15 protein-coding genes and 2 pseudogenes are annotated in these 24,108 nt (G+C 39.5%); 12 read left to right on the top strand and 5 right to left on the bottom strand.

The window, feature by feature from the left end; genetic code table 11:
• From CDG79_RS18815 to CDG79_RS18780, 7 genes and pseudogenes are all read left to right on the top strand, one after another.
• Positions 1-724: homocitrate synthase/isopropylmalate synthase family protein (locus CDG79_RS18815; protein ID WP_442946224.1), on the top strand; the 724-nt coding region annotated here is incomplete at its 5' end.
• A 132-nt stretch (positions 725-856) separates the two neighbouring features.
• Positions 857-997, top strand: a pseudogene (locus CDG79_RS43815) (CopG family transcriptional regulator); the annotation flags it as partial.
• Between the two features lie 438 nt (positions 998-1,435).
• On the top strand, positions 1,436-2,146 hold the full coding sequence (locus CDG79_RS18800) for a 2OG-Fe(II) oxygenase (RefSeq protein WP_094343484.1): 711 nt from the start codon (positions 1,436-1,438) through the stop codon (positions 2,144-2,146).
• A gap of 108 nt (positions 2,147-2,254) precedes the next feature.
• Complete coding sequence (locus tag CDG79_RS18795; protein ID WP_094343483.1) at positions 2,255-3,076, top strand: NADPH-dependent oxidoreductase; 822 nt, start codon at positions 2,255-2,257, stop codon at positions 3,074-3,076.
• Between the two features lie 563 nt (positions 3,077-3,639).
• Positions 3,640-3,867, top strand: coding sequence for a hypothetical protein (locus CDG79_RS18790; protein ID WP_143855516.1), 228 nt, complete (start codon positions 3,640-3,642; stop codon positions 3,865-3,867).
• A gap of 359 nt (positions 3,868-4,226) precedes the next feature.
• Positions 4,227-4,727 (top strand): phosphate-starvation-inducible PsiE family protein, encoded by a 501-nt coding sequence (locus CDG79_RS18785; protein WP_094343481.1) that lies wholly within the window; start codon positions 4,227-4,229, stop codon positions 4,725-4,727.
• Positions 4,728-5,067: 340 nt separating this feature from the next.
• Positions 5,068-5,298, top strand: a complete 231-nt coding sequence (locus tag CDG79_RS18780) for a hypothetical protein (RefSeq protein WP_143855515.1) — start codon at positions 5,068-5,070, stop codon at positions 5,296-5,298.
• Here CDG79_RS18780 and CDG79_RS42470 read toward each other — a convergent pair.
• Positions 5,271-5,420: a hypothetical protein gene (locus CDG79_RS42470; protein WP_189525045.1), complete on the bottom strand. Its 150-nt coding sequence runs from the start codon at positions 5,418-5,420 to the stop codon at positions 5,271-5,273. The two genes, CDG79_RS18780 and CDG79_RS42470, sit on opposite strands and share 28 nt — an antisense overlap.
• A 256-nt stretch (positions 5,421-5,676) precedes the next feature.
• On the opposite strand from CDG79_RS42470, the gene CDG79_RS18775 reads away from it, so the two are divergent.
• The 5 genes and pseudogenes from CDG79_RS18775 to CDG79_RS45515 all read left to right on the top strand — a co-directional run.
• Positions 5,677-6,558: a substrate-binding domain-containing protein gene (locus CDG79_RS18775; RefSeq protein WP_094343479.1), complete on the top strand. Its 882-nt coding sequence runs from the start codon at positions 5,677-5,679 to the stop codon at positions 6,556-6,558.
• A gap of 87 nt (positions 6,559-6,645) precedes the next feature.
• A complete protein-coding gene (locus tag CDG79_RS18770; RefSeq protein WP_094343478.1) occupies positions 6,646-6,864 on the top strand; it encodes a hypothetical protein in 219 nt (72 codons plus the stop codon).
• Between the two features lie 444 nt (positions 6,865-7,308).
• Positions 7,309-8,007 carry an ABC transporter permease gene (locus tag CDG79_RS18765; protein ID WP_094343477.1) on the top strand — a complete coding sequence of 233 codons (699 nt, stop codon included), beginning with the start codon at positions 7,309-7,311 and terminating at the stop codon, positions 8,005-8,007.
• Positions 8,004-9,086 carry an energy-coupling factor ABC transporter ATP-binding protein gene (locus CDG79_RS18760; protein WP_094343476.1) on the top strand — a complete coding sequence of 361 codons (1,083 nt, stop codon included), beginning with the start codon at positions 8,004-8,006 and terminating at the stop codon, positions 9,084-9,086. The genes CDG79_RS18765 and CDG79_RS18760 overlap by 4 nt, the downstream gene beginning before the upstream one ends.
• Positions 9,087-9,297: 211 nt before the next feature.
• Positions 9,298-9,592: pseudogene (locus CDG79_RS45515) on the top strand (hypothetical protein); the annotation flags it as partial.
• A gap of 95 nt (positions 9,593-9,687) precedes the next feature.
• On the opposite strand, the gene CDG79_RS18750 reads toward CDG79_RS45515, so the two are convergent.
• The 4 genes from CDG79_RS18750 to CDG79_RS18735 form a co-directional block, all read right to left on the bottom strand.
• Positions 9,688-11,721: an ABC transporter ATP-binding protein/permease gene (locus CDG79_RS18750; RefSeq protein WP_094343475.1), complete on the bottom strand. Its 2,034-nt coding sequence runs from the start codon at positions 11,719-11,721 to the stop codon at positions 9,688-9,690.
• Positions 11,722-11,742: 21 nt separating this feature from the next.
• On the bottom strand, positions 11,743-12,768 hold the full coding sequence (locus CDG79_RS18745; protein WP_094343474.1) for a hydroxyacid dehydrogenase: 1,026 nt from the start codon (positions 12,766-12,768) through the stop codon (positions 11,743-11,745).
• Between the two features lie 151 nt (positions 12,769-12,919).
• On the bottom strand, positions 12,920-13,630 hold the full coding sequence (locus CDG79_RS18740; protein WP_094343473.1) for an aspartate/glutamate racemase family protein: 711 nt from the start codon (positions 13,628-13,630) through the stop codon (positions 12,920-12,922).
• Positions 13,631-13,660: 30 nt separating this feature from the next.
• Positions 13,661-24,100, bottom strand: coding sequence for a hybrid non-ribosomal peptide synthetase/type I polyketide synthase (locus CDG79_RS18735; RefSeq protein ID WP_094343472.1), 10,440 nt, complete (start codon positions 24,098-24,100; stop codon positions 13,661-13,663).
• Positions 24,101-24,108: the final 8 nt, after the last annotated feature.

Raw genomic sequence — 24,108 nt, 5'->3', positions numbered from 1 at the left:
TGTATCTGTTGGCGGAGAAGATTCTTCCAGAGCCGATCCATCTTTTTTATTGGATGTGGCGTATTATGCTCAAGAGTTGGGAGCTTTCCGGTTTCGCTTTTGTGACACTGTAGGAATTCTCGACCCTCTGAACACTTACAGCAAAGTTCGCTCCCTTGTGCATCATCTATTCATTCCCATAGAAATGCACACGCATAATGATTTTGGATTGGCAATGGCGAACTCGCTAGCTGGTATTGAAGCAGGGGCGCGATCCGTTAACACTACAGTAAATGGGATTGGTGAACGCGCAGGTAATGCGGCGTTGGAAGAAATGGTGATGGCACTGAAACACCTTTACAACATCCCAACGGGTATTAATACAAAACGGTTGCTGGAACTATCACGGTTAGTTGCGAAAGCTGCTAATTGGCCGGTTCCTCCCTGGAAAGCGATCGTGGGTGAAAATACTTTTGCACACGAGTCGGGCATTCATGCTCACGGTGTGTTGCAAAATCCCGGTACTTACGAACCGTTTGCGCCCGAAGATGTTGGTTGGGAACGTCGCCTTGTTGTAGGCAAACATTCCGGTCGGCATCTGATCATCAGTGTGCTGCAAGAACATGGAATCATACTCAGTCAGCCAGAAATTCAATCAGTGCTAGATGCTGTAAAGCATGAGTCAGTAAAAGTTAAGCGCAGTCTCACTGTTGAAGAACTCCTGAGTTTTGTTCCCCAAAGGTGAACTCAATGAGGAGTCGGGAGGGTTAAGAAAGCATCACAATTCCGTCTCTGGTTAGCGTAGGCGCAGCCCGCCGCAAGCATCGCAGTTATTGTACCAACTGCTAGAATATTACCAATTATGTTGGTAACAGCTATGCCGAGAAAAGAGCAAGGATGGATCACTTTTCAATTGTCTCCCGAAGAACGGCAACTTCTAGAGCAGTACTGCGATCGGTTCCAACGCACTAAGACTGATGTTTTGCGTTCCCTATTGCGTAGTCTCCAAGGACAATCACTCAAACAGCAGGGAAAGCAGTTTGATCCTGGGGAGGTTGATCTGGATTTATTTTGAGCAGTGGTGAAGAACCGCTATCGGTAAAGCGAGTTGTCTTGCACCTAAACAAATTTGCAATGGGGTTGTTAATCCCTCTGAAATCGGCAAAAAGCGTTCAAGTTCAACAGTTGACTATGACAAATCCTACAAAATTATTGCGATCGGGATGGGCCCTCCGGGACTGGGGACTGGGGAATGGGGACTAGGGAATGGGGACTAGGGACTGGGGACTAGGGACTGGGAAGATTTAGATGGGGATTCAGACCCCAAGCAAATCTTACTCATATTTTCTTGCCCAATCCCCAGTCCCCATTCCCTAGTCCCCATTCCCTAGTTCAATACCACTTGATGTCCAGGGTAATCATGATTGGTTAATTCTACTAAAGCGTTTTTTCTACCATGCTTAATTTTGATTCGATTCGTGCCACAGCAATGCAAAAAGTCCCATACAATTGGGCTTTGATCAAAAACCTGCTTTCACCAGAAGCAAGCTTAGAACTAACTGCGAGTTTTCCTCACGAAGAGTTTCGCCTGTCGGAGGGAGAGGGATATGGATACTCTTGGGGAAAGATGCTTGCCACTAGCGAGGATATTTCCTTGATGCTCAAATCTAGCGATAATCGCTGGCGAGAGCGGATGGCACAAGGCAGACTTACTTATGACTTGAGACACCTCAGTAAAGTCTGGCGACAGTTGATAGAAGGACTATGGACAGATTCTTACCGTGCAGCAATAGCTGAAATGTCTGGGTTGGAACTAAAAAACTGTGTAATGGATATTGGATTTCGTCGATATCAATTAGGACAGTTGCATCACCCTCATACAGACGAGCCGAACAAACTTTTAACTCATCTGCTATTTTTCAATCAACAATGGTCTGTAGATTGGGGAGGCTATTTGCGAATTCTCAAAGACTCCCAGGCGGAATCTGCCTTTCAAGATATTCTACCCCTGAGTGATTCCTCAGTTGCGATCGCACGTTCTGATAATTCTTGGCATACGGTAACTCCCCTTACTTGTCCTGCATCTGAGTATCGGCTAGCTTTACGAGTTGCTTTTTTTCGGAAAGATCGCCTTTCAGATTTCGGAGAAACCCAGCTAGCTGCGTAGTAATCAAGTCTTTTCTCTCTATTGTTGTCAGTTAATCAGCCTCCTGATTTTCTGGTTCTTCCTTGTTTTCCTTAATCGTAAAGAAGTGTTCAGGTTCAAAAACTGACTATGACCAATCCTACAGAACTACTGCGATCGCGCTACGGTGAAGTTCCCTTCAATCACGAAATTGACTGGAACGATTCTCTAGAAACGCTAATAGCCCACCGTTCAGTCCGGTCTTATCTATCCGATCCTTTACCACCAGGAACCCTAGAATGGCTAGTTGCTGCTGCTCAATCTGCTCCTAGTTCAGCTAATATGCAAACCTGGAGTGTAGTAGCAGTTGAAGATCAAGAGCGCAAAGCAGAATTATGCAGGCTGGCTAATAACCAAGTATGGATTAACCAGGCTCCCGTATTCTTCGTTTGGTTAGCAGATTTAGGTCGTCTGGCTCATGTTGCTGACAGTCGCGGACTAACTCCCGTAGCTCTAGATTACGTAGAACTGTTGGTTAAAGCCATAGTCGATGCTTCAGTCGCAGCGCAAAATGCGATTGTAGCTGCTGAATCTGTTGGTTTAGGAACGGTATATATCGGCGCAATCCGCAAAAGTACTCAAGAGGTAGCCATGTTATTGAATTTGCCACCTTTTGTGTTCCCTGTGTTTGGGTTGTGTGTGGGTTATCCCAATCCTGAAGCACAACCTGTTGTTAAGCCACGTCTACCCCAGCCAGCCGTATTCCACCGGGAAACTTATAAATTGGCAGAGCAAGATGAAGCGATCGCTCATTATAATGATATCATGAAAGAGTTCTACACTGAACAAAAAATGAATGTGCCTGGTGATTGGTCGCAACATTCAGCCGAGCGAATAGCCACTTTAGACTATTTAAAAGGGTGTAAGGATTTGCGTGAGACTCTGAATAACTTCGGCTTCAAGTTGTTATAAAGAAGGGCAATAGTTGTTCCACTTGCAATACTTGTCGGGTTTTGTGGGAAAAGGAGAAAAACCTTTAACCTTTTCCCAAAACCAAATGTAGTGGGGAGGGGTAAAAGCCTTCGTAGTGAGGACTTCAGTCCTTATTCTCTAAGCACTAAAGTGCTTACTACAAACCTATCAAAACTAATAGGACAGACTACTAGTATTGGCTGCACTTGCAGAAAAATTGGAGCGAAGGAAATCTTTGCATTGCGATCGCTACACTCGCATACTCCTGCAAAGAAGCAAGCTACACGGAGCATCTCCAAGAGTTGCAATCTCAAGTTTTCAGTGCATAAATCCTAAAATAGACCAGTTAACTTACCAAATATAGCAATTCTCCTGCTTGAAACCTTTGTAAGAATTTGGGGAATCTGAAGGCATTTAAGCAGTCAACAGGCGAAAGATTTAATGGGTATTCCAGCAAGCTTTATCTTTCAAAAAAGGGCTGAACTGTAAGAATCGCTCTTGTTATGAGAATTGCTGACCAAAAATGTAGAATTAACCCGCGAAACAGAAAGGAGCTTCAGACAATGAATAATTTATCTACCAAAGACCTCAACAGACTACGCTCTCAAAGCAAAATAATTATGAATCGAGTGGAGATTTTCATAGAAACTTATTTATCAGAAACCTCCCTTGATGAGGATCTGGTTAACGAAACCTTACAAGAGATCGTTAAGGCTACGAATAACTTAACAACCGCAGCATCCAAGATGAAAACTGCCGAAACTGTACATAACCTCAACGGTTCCAAATAGTTTAATAGGGCTGAGTTGAACCTCATAGCTAAATGGGGATTGAATACAGTTCCAAGTGCTGAGTAATCGATCCTAGATACTCATACCAATTTTTTATGAAGCTGCATAGAATTCGATCCCCCCTAGCCCACGCCAGTCGCTCATGGGGGAAACCCCCATCGCTCTTAGCGTCTCCCCCTTGGGAGAAGACCGCGCTGGCTCCCCTTAACAAGGGGGGAACCGGAAAAAAAAACATCTATCAAAGTCCCCCTTTTTAAGGGGGATTTAGGGGGATCAAGATATGTGCAACTTCACATTAAATTGGTATCAGCACTATTTCAGTTATAGAAATAAATGAATCTAGACTGTTAGGAAATACGATGCTCAAAGGGCTAACTTTAAACTTAAATCACTGGTTACAAAGAAATACAATTGTACGTAACCTGGAGTTTTTTCAAGACTTTATTATCATTTCTCTCTGCCTTGGTTTATTCTGTGTGATGCTCATCCGACTGGGAGATATGTTTTTCTCCTTTTTGAGTCCATTAGATTTGCGGCAAGTAACATCTGATATCCTGTTCATTTTGATTTTAGTAGAGTTATTCCGCTTGTTAATAGATCATATACAACAACAACGAACATCCGTGGCAGCAGCAGTAGAGATTACTATGGTTTCTGCTTTAAGAGAAGTAATTTTACGCGGTGTTCTTGAAATTCCCCGCGACCAAATTTTTGGAATTGCAGTATTTTTAGTAGTATTAGCGGGAATTCTTGGGGCTTTACCTTGGGTATCTAGCTTTTTTGAACAGGTCAGAATTCCTCACACTGAAACAAAAGAAAAAACGCAATTATTGCCTGATAATCCTCTAGTTAATGATTAATTGTAACTACACATAATGCTTCTGTAATTTTAGGACAGATGAATTTCTTTTTAGCGTTTGGTGTGTGCTTTTACCGTTCGGAATCGGCGTTTAAAATCAGCCCTAAAAGAGCATGACTAGGAAACACGGACAAAGCATCCGCTTTTTAATGAAAACTAACAATCCATAATGCAAAATCGACATTTTTAAGCGTACTTTTGCCGCCTTAAATATTTCCAATTTGCCTAATTAAGAACCCTTTAAGAACATCCCATAACGGTTGTATTTTGCAACTAAACCAACAGACTTAAAGCAACTATACGATTTACGCTCGACAATGTACTCTTATACTTTAAAAGCAATGCCGATCGTATTTAATGTAGTAGACGTTGAGGAAAAAGAGCATTACTTGAACTATGAAGAGATAGAGGAAACAAAGGTAGCTGATGAAGGATTACGCAACGATGATTACCTCGATGCTCAATGCTTTTTCGTCCTCCTCAAAAATGGAGATATACTACTTCTAGAAATGGCCAGACAAAACCAAGTAAGTAAAAACTTCCTTTACCGCTTACTGATGCCAGGAGAATAGCCTCCTTTAATATCTAGGGCTGCCTGGATGCCGATCGTTGCTATTTTTAAATCCATCGTGGACACACGAACCTGTTGCGATCGCAACAGGTTCGTCAACTGCGATCGCATTCCACCAAGCATCTCTAAACTACGTCACAACGACTGAAACGAAGCGTCTAAAGCCATACCAGGACTTCTGTCAAGTTCCTCTCAAGTAACGCCATGCTGGGTAAAAACTCAGATGTCAGCATCTTGTCAAGAATTCCTCTCATCAGAAAAATTGTCTTGAAAACAACATAAATAGTTGATCTCCTACTCAATCTTGCTTATACTTGCCAATGTAAGCTTTACTTGCCATAGTAAAAAATATTGGCACATAGATTGCTAGGAGAGTGCAATGATCAATCATCGGGCTTTGCGTCATGGATGTTTGGTAATTTTCGTGGCGATTCTTTGCATCGGCTTTGGTAGTATAGCCAACCAAGAGCCAACTCTGGGACAGTCATCAGCGAGTAAAAACATCATAGTGGCGATGACAACCAGCATTGAGGATAGTGGGCTGCTAGATGATTTAGTTCCGGCCATTGAAAAGAAAACAGGATATAGGCTGAAAAAGGTTGCTGTTGGTACCGGACAAGCTTTGGCTCTGGCTGAAAAAGGTGAGGTTGACGCGCTATTCGTCAATTCACCGAAAGCCGAACGCAAAGTCTTGGCAGGCGGGGCGGTGATTAATCGCCACTTGGTAATGCACAATGACTTTGTGATTGTCGGCCCAGATGCAGACAAAGCAAAGATCCGAGGTAAAAAGAATGCTGTGGAAGCATTCAGTCTCATTGCCAAAAATCAAGCATTGTTTGTATCGCGGGGTGATGACTCAGGTACTAACAAACTAGAAAAAGATTTATGGAAACAGGCAAACATCACGCCGTCTGGCAGTTGGTATCAGCAAACAGGTTCAGGGATGGGGGAAACTTTGCAAATTGCTAATCAAAAACTGGGATATACCTTAGCAGATCGAGCAACCTATATATTTCAGCAGAAAAACCTGTCTTTGCCAATACTGGTGCAAGGAGATAAGAAACTGTTAAATCTCTACCATGTGATGGAAGTGAATCCGAAGAAATTTCCCAGAGTGAATAGTGCAGGAGCTAAAGCGTTTATTAATTTTGTCTTGTCTCCTGAAGGACAGACAATAATTGCAGCCCACGGGAAAAAAGAGTTCAAACAACCTCTATTTTATGTTGATGCCGGCAAAACGGAGAAAGATTATGGATTTTAAATAAACTTCCATATCACATAATGAGCCAAAAAATTGTTACAATTGGACAGAATAGAAACTATTCTTTTCTATACCAGGAGTAAGCTCATGACAACCCAACAAAACTTGTCCAAAACCGACCCACACTACCATACAGCGAAAATCAAAGGCCAGTTGAACGATCTAATCACACACTTGCGTGAAGATATTACCAAAATTGAAGAACCAAAGGCTCAGGCTCTTTTTGAGACTACAGCCGAAGTTCTCAAGGGTCTGGTGAATGCTTACAATGATTACGATCAACACTCAGAGGAAGCCTGGAAATAAATTACCATAGCGAATCCTTAAGCAACTGAGGTACACCCAAATCTTTTTTACAAACGCCATCTTTGAGTAGATGGCGCGAGGGGGATTTTGGTGATGATTTTCGTATTTGCACCCAAAGTCGGGTAATTCTAGCAAGTGTTCTTGTGTTGCAAGCTATTGCAGTTCTAACCACAAACGAGGATCTGTCTGCTTTCCCTTCGACATCGCATCTCGCAGCAGATGTGTACATTTAGACAGACAACCTCAAGTAATCTCGCATATTCTCCTACTTCTCTGAGTAGAAACCACATCTATTTTGAGAACCATAGTTTTCCAAAGTAGTCGGAGCATCTTGCTCTCGAATAGTAGTAGCGGGCTTTTCAGCCCTACTCCAGGTTTCAAAATGGACGAGGTTTAGATATCTGGGATTTGACAGCAGCAATCAGATTGTCAGGGTAATAAACTGTGAATACAATCATCGAAGGGGCTGTGAAAGCTCTTGAGCTATTAACCAGTGGCGATAGTGACGTTTTTCAGGTAATGACAATGACATTGTTCGTATCTGGGACAGCTACAGCCATTAGCGTTTTACTGGGACTACCATTAGGACTATGGCTAGCATTAGCGGATTTCGTCGGCAAGCAGACTCTGACTAGTTTGATTAACTTCGGTATGGGATTACCACCCGTCGTAGTCGGTTTATTCGTCAGTATTTTTTTGTGGCGATCTGGCCCATTGGGAAATCTTGATTTGATTTATACACCCACAGCTATGATCGTCGCCCAAACCATCATTGCTTTTCCAATTGTAGCTGGCTTCAGTTTTGCGGCAATTATCAGTATTAATCCGAAACTACGCTGGCGACTGTTATCAATGGGGGCGACACAGTGGCAAGCCAACTGGTTGCTAATCAAGGAAGCACGGTTAGGGTTAATGGCTGCAATCATGGCTGGTTTTGGTCGCGTCATCTCGGAAGTTGGAGCATCCATGATGGTGGGCGGCAATATTAAGGGGCAGACAAGAGTTTTGACAACAGCGATCGTTACGGAGGTAGGGAAAGGAAATTATGATGTGGCAATGGCGATCGCATATATTCTCCTAATCATCACATACACCGTGATCGTGTTGCTGACTATCCTACAGCATGACAAGAAAATTTTATGAGTCCTAACGAGTATGTCCTGAATATGCGACAGGTGAGCGTTGATAGCAAAACACGTAAAAATATCCTGTCAATTGAAAATTTTACAGTTCGTCCAGGAGAATTGGTTGCTGTACTTGGCCCCAATGGCGCTGGTAAAAGCACTCTGTTAAGAACAATCAATCTCTTGCAACCTTACCGTGGTGAGATGCAATTATTTGGACAGGATATCCGTAGTGCCAATAAAACATTGTTGCGTCGTCGTTCGGCTTTGGTATTTCAAGAAACCTTACTACTAGATGACACTGTTTTTAATAATGTTGCCAAGGTATTAAAGTTTCGCGGCACACCAACACACAAGATTAAGCAAAGGGTATATACTGCACTGATAGCTTTTGGCTGTGAACACTTAGCAAATCAGTCAGCTCGTTCTCTGTCTGGTGGTGAAGCCAAACGAGTTTGTATTGCCTGTGGTTTAGTTGCTGATTCCGAATTGCTGCTTTTGGATGAGCCTTCCGCCTCTTTAGATGTGGGAATACGTCCCCAGATGATCGAGAAAATTAGACAATTAGCCCAACAGAGGGGATCAGCAGTCATCTTAGTCAGTCATAATTTTACAGATATACTGCATTTTGCCGATCGCGCGATCGCTTTATTTGACGGCTGTATTGTCCAGGATGATAACTTGGAAACTATCATCCGCCGACCAGCTAACGAGCAGCTTGCCAGACTGGTAGGGATAGATAATATTATTCCGTGCCATGTAGAACGGAGTAGCCGTGGAAATTTTATCAAACTTGCAAACGGGATAGAGTTTTTATATCCTGGGGAAATCACAAAACCAATTACTACATGTTGTTTATCTGGCGATACTTTCAATCTTTACGATGCAAGTTCTTCAATACGACACAAACTGTGTTCGGTAATTATTGAAGGACTAGTAGAACGGGTTTTAAATGGTATTGGTATTTGTAGTATTTGGGTGAAGGTGGGAGAACAAACTTTAATTGCCAGAGTGCCTCGGAATCATATATTTGGCAATGTATATCCCCATGAAATCATTAAGTTGACATTCAATCCTAAAGATGCACATTTTGTTTAGAAAAAATGGCGTTACTGACCTATCGATAACCTCTCAATGGTCGGGTGCATGGCCTGGATTTCTCACAAGCGAGAAAAAATACTTGAATTAGCCAGATTTAGAATAATTTAATTGATACATCATCAAAACACATACAAGGAATGCGTATCCTTAAGTAAAAACCGAGTATATTCAAGATGCACAAAATACATAAGAGTTAATGAATAGTAATGAAGCTCCATTTGACCCATCAATGTTAGTACATTTTCGTGAAAGAATTAGTGCTGAATTGGTCAACAAAGTAAATCAAGAAACTGTTAAGAGGATGCTAGAGACAACATCTTCAACTTTAGAAACTGAATCAACTGAATCAACTCAAAAAAAACAGAAGAATTAGAAAAAGAAGATAACACGCCAAAAAATAGGGAAAAATTAATATTAGATGCAACTTGTGCGCTAGCAGACATCAGCTATCCAACAGATTTAGAGCTATTAAATCAAGCATATTACAGACAGAACGAATCATAAGAAAATCAGTCAGTTATTAGGCTGGCTTGGTGAGTGTCGTCGTACCCATAATCTTGCCGCGACTGTAACCATAATCTTGGGCTTTAAATGTGGCCTAAAGTCTTACCCATTTCAATATCTTTGGGTTTTTGTTATAGCGGTAGGTTAAGCCCTCTTTAGTAGTAATGGATTGGCCTTTGCTTGCCTTACTTCTAATGGTACCAATTGAATAGTTTGCTAACATCTGCATTTCCTGATGGGAAAGCCCTTCTATTGTGTCTATTTCTACTGCTCTTTCTGGTTGAATTTGGGATTCTTCGTTAGAAAAATCATCTATTTTGATTTCAGCTTTTTGGGTAGGATTGATGATAATTTCTTTTGCTTTTTGAAGCTGATAATCCTGCACGGTTAAAAGTTGCCAACTGGAATCTTGTGAAAGCTCCAAAACCCATTGATGATAATTAAACAGGCTTTCCCGATGCCCAACACTGATAAAAGTTGTTTGAGTTGATTGTAACTGTTGATATAAACTTCCTTCATTATTCAAATCTAAAGCACTCGTTGCTTCATCTAATATAGTAAAACTAGGACGAGTAACTAAGAGTCGTGCGAAAGCAAGACGTTGTTGTTCTCCTAGCGATAATATATTTTCCCAAGGAATTTCTGTGTCAAAGCTATCAACTTTTGTCACCACATTTTGGAGATTAACTTGTTGCAAAAATGTTTCAAGTTCTGTATCAGTTATTTGACGATTTGTTCTCGGATAAAGTAACTGTTCGCGTAATGTTCCCAAAATTATATAAGGACGTTGAGGCAAAAATAAGACTTCTTCCAGGGGGGGGCGCACGAGACGACCAGATCCGGCATCCCACAAACCAGCGATCGCTCTTAACAGAGAACTTTTACCTCTACCACTAGGCCCAACAATTAATAAACCTTCTCCTGGTTGAACAGACAGTGATAAGTTTTCGACGATTACCTGGGCATAATCCGGTGTTTGTAAGGTGACATTCTCGAAAGCGATATGGTTTTCTTCGATTGTTTTGATGCTACTTACGTTCTCTGGTTGTTTGGTGACAGCTTCTAAAGCATCGGAAAACTCAACTAAACGCTCAACATAACTGGAAAATCGTCCGGAAGTCCCAAATTCATCTATTAATGTGGCAATACCATTAGCAAACATACTGCAAGCAATAACTGCTTGATTAACTTGTCCGAAATCAATTTCACCGCGAATATATGCAGGTGCGAATATTAAAAACGGAAATATTTGAATAACAGACCGATATCCTCTGTTAAAAATGTCTTTATTTCTCTCCCAGTCAATCTTGCTTGCAGAGTTTTTTACAAGATTATTAAATCGGCGCCGAATTATATTTAATTCTTGGTTTTCTCCCTGAAAAAAAGCTATCGATTCGGCATGATTCCGAACATGAGTTAGGCTATAAGTGTAGTCGGCTTTAAATTCAAGTTCATCTTGAGTAATTTTATCTAATTCTTGACTCAAGTAAACAGCAATAAAATTACCTATAATCGTATAAATAAGCAGAATAACTGCGGCTATTTGGGAAATTGACCAAAGAATTATTAAAAAAGTCGCCATTTCCAGGACTTTTTCTAAAAAAGTAGCTGCAAAATTTAGAGCAATCCTGGTAATAGGTTCGATTTCTTGGGATAGACGTTGATCTGGGTTATCAACATTGGATATAAAATTTATTTTATAGTAGGCGCGATTGCTAAAATATTTTTCTAAAATTTGCTTATTGATCGATTGATACCAATCAAGGGTAATTTTTTTTCTGACAAATTTAGTAAATGCTGTCAAGAGGGTGATCGAGAGCAGTCCAATGCCGTAAATCCATAACGTCTTGAAAAACTTAGAAGTATCTTTATCTTGAATAATGACATCAATTAAATAGCGATCAACAAAGCTATTAATGGCAGTTACACCCACAAGCCCAATGATTAATGAGATGAGGAGAGCCAGCATTCCCCATGAACCAGTCACCTCTGAAAATGGCCTTCCCTGGGGATCTGTTGGATACCAGTAAGGTCTAGCGATCGCTTGGACGTTATTCCAAAATCGAGTAAAAGCTGAGACAGCAGGCGTATTTGTTAAGGGGCGATCGCGAACAACTTGAGTTTGCATATTCAAGAAATATAATGGTTCTCATTGCAGGTTTGGAAAATTGTGCCAAACTTCTGGATTAACAATATGAGGCGGCTTTTTACCCTGAAGCACTTGCAGTATTTGATTAGCTGCCGAAAGTGTAGCAGCTATAGCAGCTTCTGGTGTAACTCCAGCCAGGTGCGGTGACAAAATTACATTGTCAAAGTCATATAAAGGATTCTCCTGAGATGGGGGTTCTGGCTCAAACACATCTATTGCTGCTCCTGCTATCCATTTTTCACCTATGGCTACAACCAAATCTTGTTCACGAACTATCTTCCCACGAGATGTATTAATTAAGAAAGCAGTGGGTTTCATTTTTTGGAAAGCTTCTAAAGCAAACATTTCATGAGTTTCATCGGTTAGTTCAGGATGCAAAGATACAAAGTCAGATTCCGCCAAAAGGGAGTCTAAGTTTTTCACCAAGGTTCCACCCACTGCTTCTGCCTTGCTGGATAGAACGTAAGGATCGTAAGCTAAAATTCGCATCTGGAATGCTGTACTGCACATACTGGCAACAGCACTACCAATCCTTCCTAGTCCAACAATACCAAGTGTTTTTCCTTCCAGTTGCATTGGTTGTACTTGATTACGAATTAGGTAATTTCCTGTTTTTACGCACTGATTAAGAAAAGTCAGCTTTTTTGCCAGAGCTAAAATCATGCAAATCGTGTGTTCTGCCACAGCAGTTGTTGACAAACCAGGATTGTTAACTACAACAATCCCATGTTTTGTTGCCGCAGCAATGTCAATTGCATCAGTACCAAATCCAGATGTACTGATAACTTTTAAATTTTTGGCAAATGCGATCGCTTGGGCATCTAATTGAGTAGGATAACGAACAAATACGCCGGATGCTTCTTGAATAGCGTTATTGATTTGATTTTTTGTTGGTTCTTTTAAAATCTCGACATTAGTATGTTCTTCAAGCAGTTGTTCACCTGTCTCATGGTACATTTTCCCAATTAAAAGAACCTTATGATTTTTAGTATCTACTGTGGAAGTTTGGGGGAAAATAGCTGTCATCAAATTTATCCTCAACTAAATTTTTTACACAAATCACTATTTCAGAAGCAAAGTCAACCTGAACATACTAATGTCAAATCAAGGGTTTCAAAACCTGACTTCTATTTGCCAGGGCTTATTTTCAGGCATCCGTCTTCAGCAATTTTATTTTTTATGGAAGCGAATTAGAATCTAATAGCTGAAAAAAGTTTTGGGCAATAGTACTTAAAGGATCAATCGCTTTTATCGAATCAATTCCATTTAGCTTGAGATATTTTGTTAACAAATGGAATTCTGTACAACCCGAAATATAAGAATGAGTATTATATTTCTCTAACAATTCTTTTATATCTGCAATAATTTTGAGTGGGTCTTGTCCTCGCTTGAGTATTTTAAATATCATATCATCAATCAATTGTTGCTCTGCTTTAGACAGAGAAATAATGCGTTCAGTAGCAATACAACCTTCCTGAAACAATTTTTTTGTGTAAGTTCCCGTGCTTGCCAATAAAAGGGCAGGTTCATCATGTTCTTGAAGTTGTTGATCTGCGATTTTAATTAGAGAAATTACTTTCCGCGTCAGATGTTCTGGAATCTGAGGTAAAGCATAATGAGCTAGACAACAGCCAATCACTATGCGATCAACAAGTTGATTGAGATTTTCCAGATGCAATTGGATAAAATCAATAAATTCTCTTTCATTCCCAGTATTAATGGAATTGTTGCGATCTGGTATAGATGGCAGTGAGAAAATAATGACATTAGGTGTTTCTTGTTCTTTATGAATAAACTGGTTATATTCGTAAATAGATTTGAGAAATTCTGCGGTAACTACAGGTCCCATTCCGCCTAAAACTCCAAGAATTGGTAGCTTTTTGCTCATAAATTTCTCCTACTTTAACTGTATGGGTTACTAAAAATTAAAATTTGTTGAAAAAATATTGCTATCTTCTTTGTCAGAATTTTCTCTGTTAAAAGACAGCTTTAGCAATGGTATTTCAGGAGATTCTACTATTTCTTCTAGCAGACCTTTTAACAATTTTAGTATCAACGAGATACGTTCCCCGGCAAATATATCTGTATTATAGATTAGCTTCAGATATAGTTCTGCCTCTTCCACAAAAATAAATTCTAGATCGAATTTAGCACTAACAATCTCTTGGTCAAAGGAATTAACAATAATTCCATCTAGTACTAGCTGTACATTTTGATTATTTTGCAAAACAACAACAGTATCAAATAGAGGATTACGACTAGAATCGCGCTGGAAATTTAAATCTGATACTAATTTGTCGAAAGGATATTCTTGATTGTCATAAGCTTCTAGTGTGGTTGTTCTTACTTTGGCAAGTAAAGTAGCAAAACTATCGTCTGCTGCTATTTGATCCCTTAAGACTAAGGTATTAACATAAAAACCAATTTGTTCTTCTAAATCAGGATGATTTCTGCCAGCTATAGGAGAGCCTACTGTAATCTCATTTTGTTCAGTGTAGCGAAACAGAAGACTCTTGACTAAAGTTAGTAACCCCATAAACAAACTAGATTCTTTATTTTTGACTAATCCCCCAAAACGCTTGATTAATTCTTGATTTGGCTTCCAGATAACCGCAGAGCCTTGAAAACTTTGAACCAATGGACGGGCATAATCTAAAGGTAAGCTAATACGTGTAGGAGCAGGAGTCAATTTAAGCAGCCAGTAATCATGTTGTGCTTGTAATTTAGACGTTGTTAAAAGCTTTTCTTGCCAGTAAGTATAATCTTTATAATGAATCCTTAAAGGTGGTGGTAATTCTACCTTCTCTTGTCCGTAAGCATGATAAAAAGCGAGGAAATCTTTAATTAAAACACCTGCCGACCAACCATCTGAAATGATATGGTGCATATTAAACAGAACTATATAGCTGTGTTGGCTGACTTTTAATAAGTTAACTTTGAGTAAAGAGCCTGTTTCTAAATTAAAAGTAGTTTTTGCATTATTATGAATAGCTTCAGAAATGATTTCTTCTTTTTTCTCATACTCCATCAAATCTATTTGCTTGACTGCAAAGTCCATTTGTTCATGGACAATTTGACGGGGTTCATTATCTATTAATGTAAAGGTAGTACGTAAGATTTCGTGGCGTTGGATCAAATTTTGAAAGGCATTTTCAAAGGCAGCAATATTTAAATCACCATTAAATTCATAAGCACTGGGCATTCCGTAAGCAGTATGATTGCGATCGAGGAATTCTAAAGCCCAAAGGCGGCGCTGCCCATGAGACATAAGATAAGACTTTTGCTGAGTTATTGTTGGTATGGGTTCTTGATAGTCATATTGAGTTTTAGATACTAAAGCTGCTAATCCGGCGATTGTAGGAACTTTAAAGAAGTCAGCCAATTTTACCAACATATTTAATTCTTTATGAACGTGAGTTGCCACTCTCGAAAGTAGTAGGGAATGTCCACCAATTTCAAAGAAATTATCAAAAATGCCAATGGGTTGTTTAGTAAGAATTTTTTCCCAAATATTTACTAGCTTAGACTCTAAATTATTGCGCGGTGCAGTATAATTTTCCAGGGTTAGCTTACTTATTTCGTTGAGTTCAGCAAGCGATCGCAAGTCAATTTTACCATGTCTGGTTAGAGGAAATTGCTTTAAAAATATAAAGTAAGTAGGAATCATGTAAACAGGTAAAGAGCTAGATATAAATTCCCTAATTTCGGAAATTTCTATGTCTTTATCAGTTTGACAATAGGCAGATAGCTGGGTTTGATTATCTACATTAAGAGACAATACAATTGCTCTCTCAATTTGAGAATGGCGGCTGAGTTGGTATTCAATTTCTCCTGGATCTATGCGATAGCCATTCACCTTAACTTGATTATCTTTACGACCAAGAAATTCAATCACTCCTGGGGCAATTTGTTTACCTAAGTCTCCCGTTCTAAAGAAAGTTTTTCCCTCACTTATGAAGCTGGGTTTAAATTTTTCTGTGGTGATTTGGGGGAGATTGTGATAACCAGATGCTAATGCTACACCTTCTACACAAATTTCACCTACAACATGAAGAGGTACGGTGTTATTAAATTCATCGAGGACAAATAAGCGATTGTTATGGAAAACCTGCCCAAGAGGTACATCTATATTTAAATTTTCATCTATTCTATATTGAGCTACTCCTACACAAGTTTCTGTGGAACCGTAGACATTACTGACAATATCAGCTTGGAAGCATTTTCGTAAAGCGATCGCTGTTTCTCGATCTAATTTCTCTCCCCCTGAAGAAATATATTTTAAGCTGGGGATAGTTTCTTTATTGTCGAGTACAGCCAAGATTTCTCGATAAATAGATGGCGTTGTGTGCAGTGCATTAATTTGGTTTTCCTGTAAAAAGGAAACTAAATGCCCTATATGCTTAACTTCGTACATATATAAAGCAGCACCGATTGTCAACGGGAGAAAAATATTCCGCAAAGATGGATCATGGGTAACAGGTGCGGTGAAGATATAGCGCCAGTCAGGATGTTTGTCTAAGTTAAAGGTAAGTCGTAAACTCCGAATTACATTCAAAATAGAGATGTGACAACCCATGACTCCTTTGGGTTTTCCTGTTGAACCAGAAGTGTATAAAATATAGGCTATTTTGCTAGAGTCAGGTTTAATTTTAGGTTCAGTGTTGTCAAATTCTGCTAGAATATCATCGATTTTATCTAAGCAAATTGCTTCTATGTCTTCAGGTAATTTGGAGAGAAAATTGCTTTCGGTAAGACATATTTGAGAACCGCTATCTTTTAAGATAAAATCAATCCGTTTTTTAGGATATTGTGGGTCTATTGGAACATAAATTGCCCCTGTTTTAAAAGCAGCAAGAATACCGATAATTAAGTTTTGATTACGTCCGATAATTAGTGCGATCGCTTTCCCGGTAACAAGGTGATATTTTTTATGCAAGTAATTCGTTAACCGATTTACTCGATCATTCAATTCTCGATAACTGAGAATAATTTGCCCAACAATTAATGCTGGTGCATTTGGTGTAGAGTTTACTTTAGCAATAAAGTCATCAATAATTGTTGCATTTTGGGGCAAATCTATTTTTGTGCCTGTTAACTCTGCTAGTAATTTTTCTTCTTGCGACTGTGTTAATAAAGGTAACTGAGAAAGTAAACTATTGCCATTATTAATTACACCCTGCATCAAAATTTCAAAACTTTCGAGAAACTGTTTGATAGTTTCTGGCTTAAACAGTTCTGTATTGTAGTTGCAGTAGACAATAAGCGCGTCATTTATTTCTATGAAATTAAAGCCTAAATCAAAAGGAGTATATCCAATTGGCTCTGGCGGCAGCAATACTTGTAATCCCTCAAACTCAGGTAGAGTTAAACTAGGGTCCATATTTAAAGATACGGATATCAAGGGAGAACGGGAAAAATCCCGTTGTAATTGTAAAGCTGCTAATAATTCTTCTAAGGCATGACTTTGGTGCTTAAAGGCGGCTATGAGAGTTTCTTTAGTATGACGAAGATGTTCAGCAAAAGAAGCAGTGATATTTGTCTGTATACGAACTGGCAAAAATTGCGAACAAAAGCCAACTAACTCATCACTTCCCTCAAATTGTCGTCCAGAAATGGGAATACCAATTACTAAATCATCATGACCAGAAATTCGACGCAGAAAAGCTGTGTAAGCCGCAAACATCGTCATAAATAATGTTGCTTGGTTTTTGCGCCCTCCAGTTTGCAAATCTCGCCACAGTTGAGGAGCAATAATTTTACTTTCTCTACCTCCTGTGTAAGTTTTCACAGCCGGACGGGGAAAGTCAGTCGGAAGCTCAAATACGGGGATTTCTCCCTCGTAGGTTTTCAACCAAAAATCACGATGCTCTTGCATCTGTGGGCTTTGCGCTTCTTGCTGTCGCAAAGCTAAATATTGGGAAAACTGCATTGGTGGGGCTAAATTGTCTGTAGCAGCACCAATTTTTGCTGAATAAAGTTTGCCTACTTCATTCAAAATTAGCCCTAGTGACCAACCATCAGCAACGATATGATGGGTTTTTAAAGATAGCAGATAGTGTTCAGGTGCTAAACGTATTAACACTACTGCAAATAGGGGAGCGATACCTAAATTAAAAGGCTTTTGAGACAGCTGAGTTCTTAATTTTAAAGCAGTTGCTTCGGGATTTTCTTCATTGGTCAAATTGATTAAAGGTAAGTCAATTTTGACATTATTGATAACTTCCTGTAATTCGCCTTGCTCTAAGATTTTAGTTCGCAAAGCTTCATGACGATTTACTACTTCATTAATAGCTTGTTGTAAAGAGGAAATATCTACAGAACCATGCAATTCCAAGGAAGTAGTAACGTTATATGATGCCGAAGCGGTGGTGTCTAATTCTGCCAATAGCCAAAGCTGACGTTGCGCTTCACTAGTAGGAAATGCCTGGTTTAAATTATTCCTACCATCTTCATCGTCAGAGCGATCGCTTTCTTCTCTTTTCTTTGCTTGGGGTGGTTTGGCATTTTCAAAAAAACCCGCTTGTCGCAGTTCTGTAATAGCTTCTTTGACAGCAATTACTACTTTATTTATATCTTCATTAGTATGATATGTGGAGAGAAAACAAACTCGTTTTTCCCATGTATAAACGCCTTTGAGATTTAGCAAGTAATAAAAGAGCGGCAATTCAATTGGTTGCAGAAAAAGACTATAAGCTCCAAATGGTTCAAAACGAAACAGAGAACCAAAATTAACGATGCGGATGGGAATTCCGATTTCTTGAAAAAATTGATTAACTTCAGTTGCTAATCGATTAGTTAATTGATTTACTCGTTTTTGAAGTGTTCTGCCTTGTTCGCGTAAATGTAGCAGCACCGCTCGACAAGCAGCTAAAGCTAAAGGATGACGACAGAAAGTCCCACCATAAGCCGTTAATTCTATTTGCGGATGAGAATTATCTCCATAACTCCAAAAACCGCCATCAATTGTATCTAGGAAATCAGCTTTGCCACAGATCATACTAATAGGCAAACCACCACCAATTGCCTTACCGTAAACTACTATATCTGCCTCAACGTCAAACCATTCCTGCGCTCCTCCTAGAGCCATGCGAAATCCAGTAATAATTTCATCAAAAATTAACGCAATCTCTTTTTCATGAGTCAATTTCCGCAATTTTTGGAGAAATTCTTTAGGCTGCAAATCAGGTTTACGACTTTGTACAGGTTCCACCAATACTGCTGCTAAATTATCAGCTTGAGCAGCAATTATTTCTAGACTTTCTTCGGCTCCATAAGTAAGAACTATGATGTCTTCAACCATTCCTAATGGTGTACCAAGACTCAATGCTTGAGATGTTTCTGAATCCTCTCCAACTCGCGCTAGAATACCATCAAAAGTACCATGATAAGAACCAGAAAATAGCACAACTTTTTGGCGTTTTGTTCGAGAACGAGCAATCCGAACTGCTGCCATAATTGCTTCTGTTCCAGTGTTACTAAAAGCAACCCGTTCTACACCAGTTATTTCACTAATTAAAGCAGCAGTTTCTGCCGCAATATTAGACTGCATTCCTAATCCGATTCCGTGTTGCATTTGCTGCTGAACTGCTTCGATCACGAAATCAGGACTATGCCCAAAAAAGTTAACACCAAACCCCATTGCTAAGTCGATGTAATCATTGCCGTCAATATCCCGAAAATATGCACCTTCGGCTGATTCTGAGACAATGGGATATTGAAATTCTTTTAAAGCCATACGGAAATCAATGGTAGGTTTGACATCAACCATTGTTTTACGGCTATTTTGTGAATATGTCTTAGATTTTGCTGTTCTTTGATTATAAATAATCTCTAAACTGCTGATAAAAGCTTGTTGTTTTTCCGTTAAATATTTATTTTCATTCAGCTTTAAGGCTAATGGGTTTAAGCTTGGAGAACTAGTTGTTTTAGGTGAATCAGTTTTAAGTTTCTGGGGGGGAGGTGCAATTTCTATTTTGGCTTGTTGAGCAGGCGCCGTTTCTGTCTGTCTAATCAAAACTTCTGACGTAGGGCTTGATGCAACAGATGCAGATTGGAGTATTTCTAATTGCTTGATAATGGTTTTTTCATGTATATCTTTGAGGTCTTTCAAAGATTGTAATTGAGCCATCATCAAAGCTTCTTTACCAGAAGTTTGTATTGATACAGGTAGTGTTTTTGGTTGGCTGACAATAGCACTTTCAGCAGAGGTAGAAGCAATAATTAACTCTTGCCCATTGTAGATGCTGACATTATTTTGTTGAGAAAAACTATCCGCAGTGGTAAAACCACAACGTTTTAAAACAGAACACCAAGTTTCTCTACTCAACAACGGAGTATCTAAACGCAACTCTTTATCTTGAAAGCGCCACCATCCTGGTGTAAGTCCAAAGGTTAAATCTAGCCAAGAATTATTTTCTACTGTTTCTAGTAGTACTAAGAAACCACCGGGTAGTAGTAATTCCCGGATATGATTTAGGGTTTCTGTAATATTTCGGGTACTGTGAAGCACATTAGCAGCAACAACTATATGATAAGAATGTGCTGGTAGCCCTTGAGAAACGGGCGATTTTTCAATATCTAATTGGTGGAAGTTGAGATTATCTGTATTCTGAAACTTTTGACGTGCTTTATTTAATAGAACAGGAGAGAGTTCGGTAAAAGAATAATTTACGTGATTGAGATTTAGCCCATTAAGAATTGCTTCAGAAGTCGCGCCTGTACCACCTCCGACTTCGATAATTTGGTAGGGGCGATCGCTACTAGAAAAACTCTTTAAAATTCGGTTAATTTCTTGGGCTACTCGTTGATTCATCAAACGAGATACAGGAGAATTGCCATATATACTTTCTGCATGGATTACTGAACCTGCTGGGAAAATTAACTCCAAAGGATCTATATTGCCTTTGAGAACTTCTGCTAGATTTTCTCCGCAACGTTGCAGCATTTCTAACTCCGGTTTGGCTGCTGAACAAGTTTCTTGCAGATTTTCTATGGCTTCTGGTAAAGAAAAAGGTGTAGGTAGGTTTTTTGCCGTCCAGAGATTACCTTGATTTTGAATAATTCCCGCTTGCTCTAAAGTTTTTAAATAACGAGTAACTAAAATATGATATTTGGGGGCTATGGGCAAAGTTCGGAATAAGTCTTCTGTTGTCCAAGTTTCTCCCTTATTTAGTCTCTTACCTAATGCTCCCAAAGCTTTGAGAATATAGGCAACAGCAATCGGTTGTAATTGGGAAATTACCCACAGGTAATTATTTAATTCTGAGGTAGGATTTAATGTATTGGCTACTGATATTTCATCAGATATCTCTAATGGTTCCTGTTGAATATAATTAGATAGATAATTAGCTAGATCAACAATTGTTTGTAAATCGGTGAATAATTGGTCTATTTTGACCTTGACGCTAAATTTTTCTTCAATTTTGCGAGCAAAGTCAGTCAAAATAATAGAATCTGCTCCTAGATTTAATAAAGTTTCATCATCTCTAATATCATTTTCATTTTCTTTGAGCAGGATAGATAAAATAGACTTTAACTTATTGCGGATCTCTTGCTGATATTTTTGGTTGTTTGAAACTTTTGCTATGGTCATTTTAGTTTGTTCTTTTTCGATATAAACTTTGTTAATTTGGTTAGGTTCAACTAAAACAGCAGACTGAAATTGGAAACGTTTTCTTTGAAAAGGATAGGTCGGTAATTGTACATTTCTGTAGCCGTAATCTTCATTAAATTTTTCGGCATCAAAACTAACTCCATTAATGTAGAGTTGGGCTAGTGTTGCCAGCATTGTATGCCAATTATCCAAACCTCTATTTAGAGAACTCAACCAGATAGCTTCATCGTTATAACGACGACCTTGTTCTGCTAGAATTGGTCTTGGCCCCACTTCTAAAAACAGGTTATATCCCTTATTTAAAGCAGTAACTAGACTTTGCAAAAATTGCACAGGTTGACGGCATTGTTGTCTCCAGTAAGTTGCATCGGGCACATTTTCTACAGGTTGTCCGTCAATTCCTGAAATTAGTATATTTTTGGGATGATGATAAGAAATAGTTCGAGCAGCAGTTTCAAATTCATCTAAAACTGGCTCTATTAATGGAGAATGAAAAGCACCGCTCACTGATAGTAATTGAACAGCAATTTTTTTGCTTTTGCAGTTGACGACAATCTCATCAATGCTATTGCTTTCTCCAGAAATCACAATTTGTTGAGGATGATTAATAGCTGCAATGGAAACTTTATCACTGTAGTTTTTAATAAGAGACAGTACAGTTGCTTCATCTGCAAAAACTGAAGCCATTTTTCCTGTAGGCGCAGTTTGCATTAATTGTCCACGTTTAACAACTAATTGTAGACCTGATTCTAAGCTAAATACTCCGGCAATACAAGCTGCTACATATTCGCCAACGCTATGCCCAATTAATAAGCTGGGTTCGATTCCCCAAGATTGCCACAGCATCGCGAGAGAATATTCTAGAGCAAATATAGCTGGTTGAGCGTATGCAGTTTGATTCAGTAAATCTGTTTGATTACCAAATAATATATCTTGTAATGAATGCTCTAAATGATTCGCTAAAATTTCGGCACATTTATCAATATATTTGCGAAATGTCGGTTGGGTTTGGTAAAATTGATGACCCATACCTGCATAGCAAGCTCCTTGACCAGTAAAAAGAAAGACTATTTTTGTCTGTTTTTCTACTGGAAAACGTTGATAAAAAGTCAGATTATCATTAGTTTTTTCGTCAGTAAAAGCTGATAACTTTTGTTGCAATTCTGGTAATGTATCTGTAACGATCGCTAATCGTTCAGGTAAGGGCGATCTACCTATAGCTGCACTATGACAGATATCTCCGATTTCTGGATGAGATTCTAGGCGAGTGTGAAAACGTTGTGCTAGTTCTTTGAGAGCAGTTTCGTTATAAGCGGAAATTATCAATAGATGGCTAGGACGTTGCAGCTTAATTTCTATTGTTTTTGCAGCAGGTGCTTGTTCAACAATTACATGAGCATTGGTTCCAGAAAAACCGAAGGAACTAACTCCAGCTATGCGGACTTCACTATTGTTTGACCAGGGTATTGTTTGACTAGGAATTTTGATCGGATATTTTTGCCAATTAATCAGGGGATTAGGATCTTGGAAGTGGAGATGAGGCGGGATTTCCCCATGCTGGAGGGCGAGAATCGTCTTGATCATTCCCGCTATCCCTGCGGCGGCTTCGAGATGTCCAATATTAGTTTTAACTGAACCGACGTAAAGAGGTTGCGATCGCTCTCCATAAACAGCCGCGATCGCATTCATTTCTATGGGATCTCCTAAAGATGTTCCAGTCCCATGTGCTTCTATATACCCAATTTGTTGGGGAGATACTCTGGCATCAGCTAAGGCTTGACGGAGTAAATCTTGTTGCGCGGGGCCACTGGGAACTGTTAAACCGGCGGCTGCACCGTTATGATTGACCGCAGATCCTCGTAAGATAGCGAGGATGCGATCGCTCTTTTTCTGAGCTACAGACAAGCGTTTCAGCACTAAAACCCCACAGCCTTCTCCCCGCACATAACCATTTGCAGCCGCATCAAAGGTCTTGCAGCGACCATCGGGAGACATCATCCCCGACTGAGAAAGGTTAATTGTAATTGCTGGATTTAAGATGAGATTTACCCCACCAACCAAAGCTAATTCGCACTCATTATTTCTTAAGCTGCGAATAGCTTGGTGAACAGCAACCAGTGAAGAAGCACAGGCCGCATCAATAGACATAGAAGGGCCGCGGAGGTTGAGAAAATAAGATAACCTACCGGCGGCGGCACTCAGGGCATTTCCTGTGCCAAAAAAAGAATCGATTTCATCATAATTGCTTTTGTAGACCGTCATTGCATGGTCAACACTGGTAATTCCAATAAACACACCCACGCGATCGCCTGCTAAATTAGTCGGTGGTATATTGGCATTTTCTAAAGCTTCCCACGTCACCTTAAGTAGTAACCTTTGTTGAGGGTCCATTGAGGTGGCTTCGCGGGAAGATATAGAAAAGAAACGGGCATCAAATTCGTTAATATCCTCTTGGAGAAATCCTCCATAACGAGTATTCATTTTACCGGGAGTGGGTTCTTGAGCATAAAATTTTGAGATATCCCAACGGCTTTGAGGAACTTCTACAATTGCATCAAGTCCGGCTTGACAATAATTCCAATAAGCTTCAGGAGAATTTATGCCTCCGGGGAAACGACATCCCATTCCAACAACAGCAATTGGCTCACTTTGTCTCGTTTCTAATTCGGTAATGCGAGCCTGCATTGCCTCCATTTTTGTTAAGGTTGCGGCTATTAGTTTTTTATGATCTATATTTTGAGCCATTCTTCTCT

The organism is Nostoc sp. 'Peltigera membranacea cyanobiont' 232, from assembly GCF_002245985.1.
Lineage (GTDB): Bacteria > Cyanobacteriota > Cyanobacteriia > Cyanobacteriales > Nostocaceae > Nostoc.
This window is presented reverse-complemented; position numbering and strand designations above follow the sequence as displayed.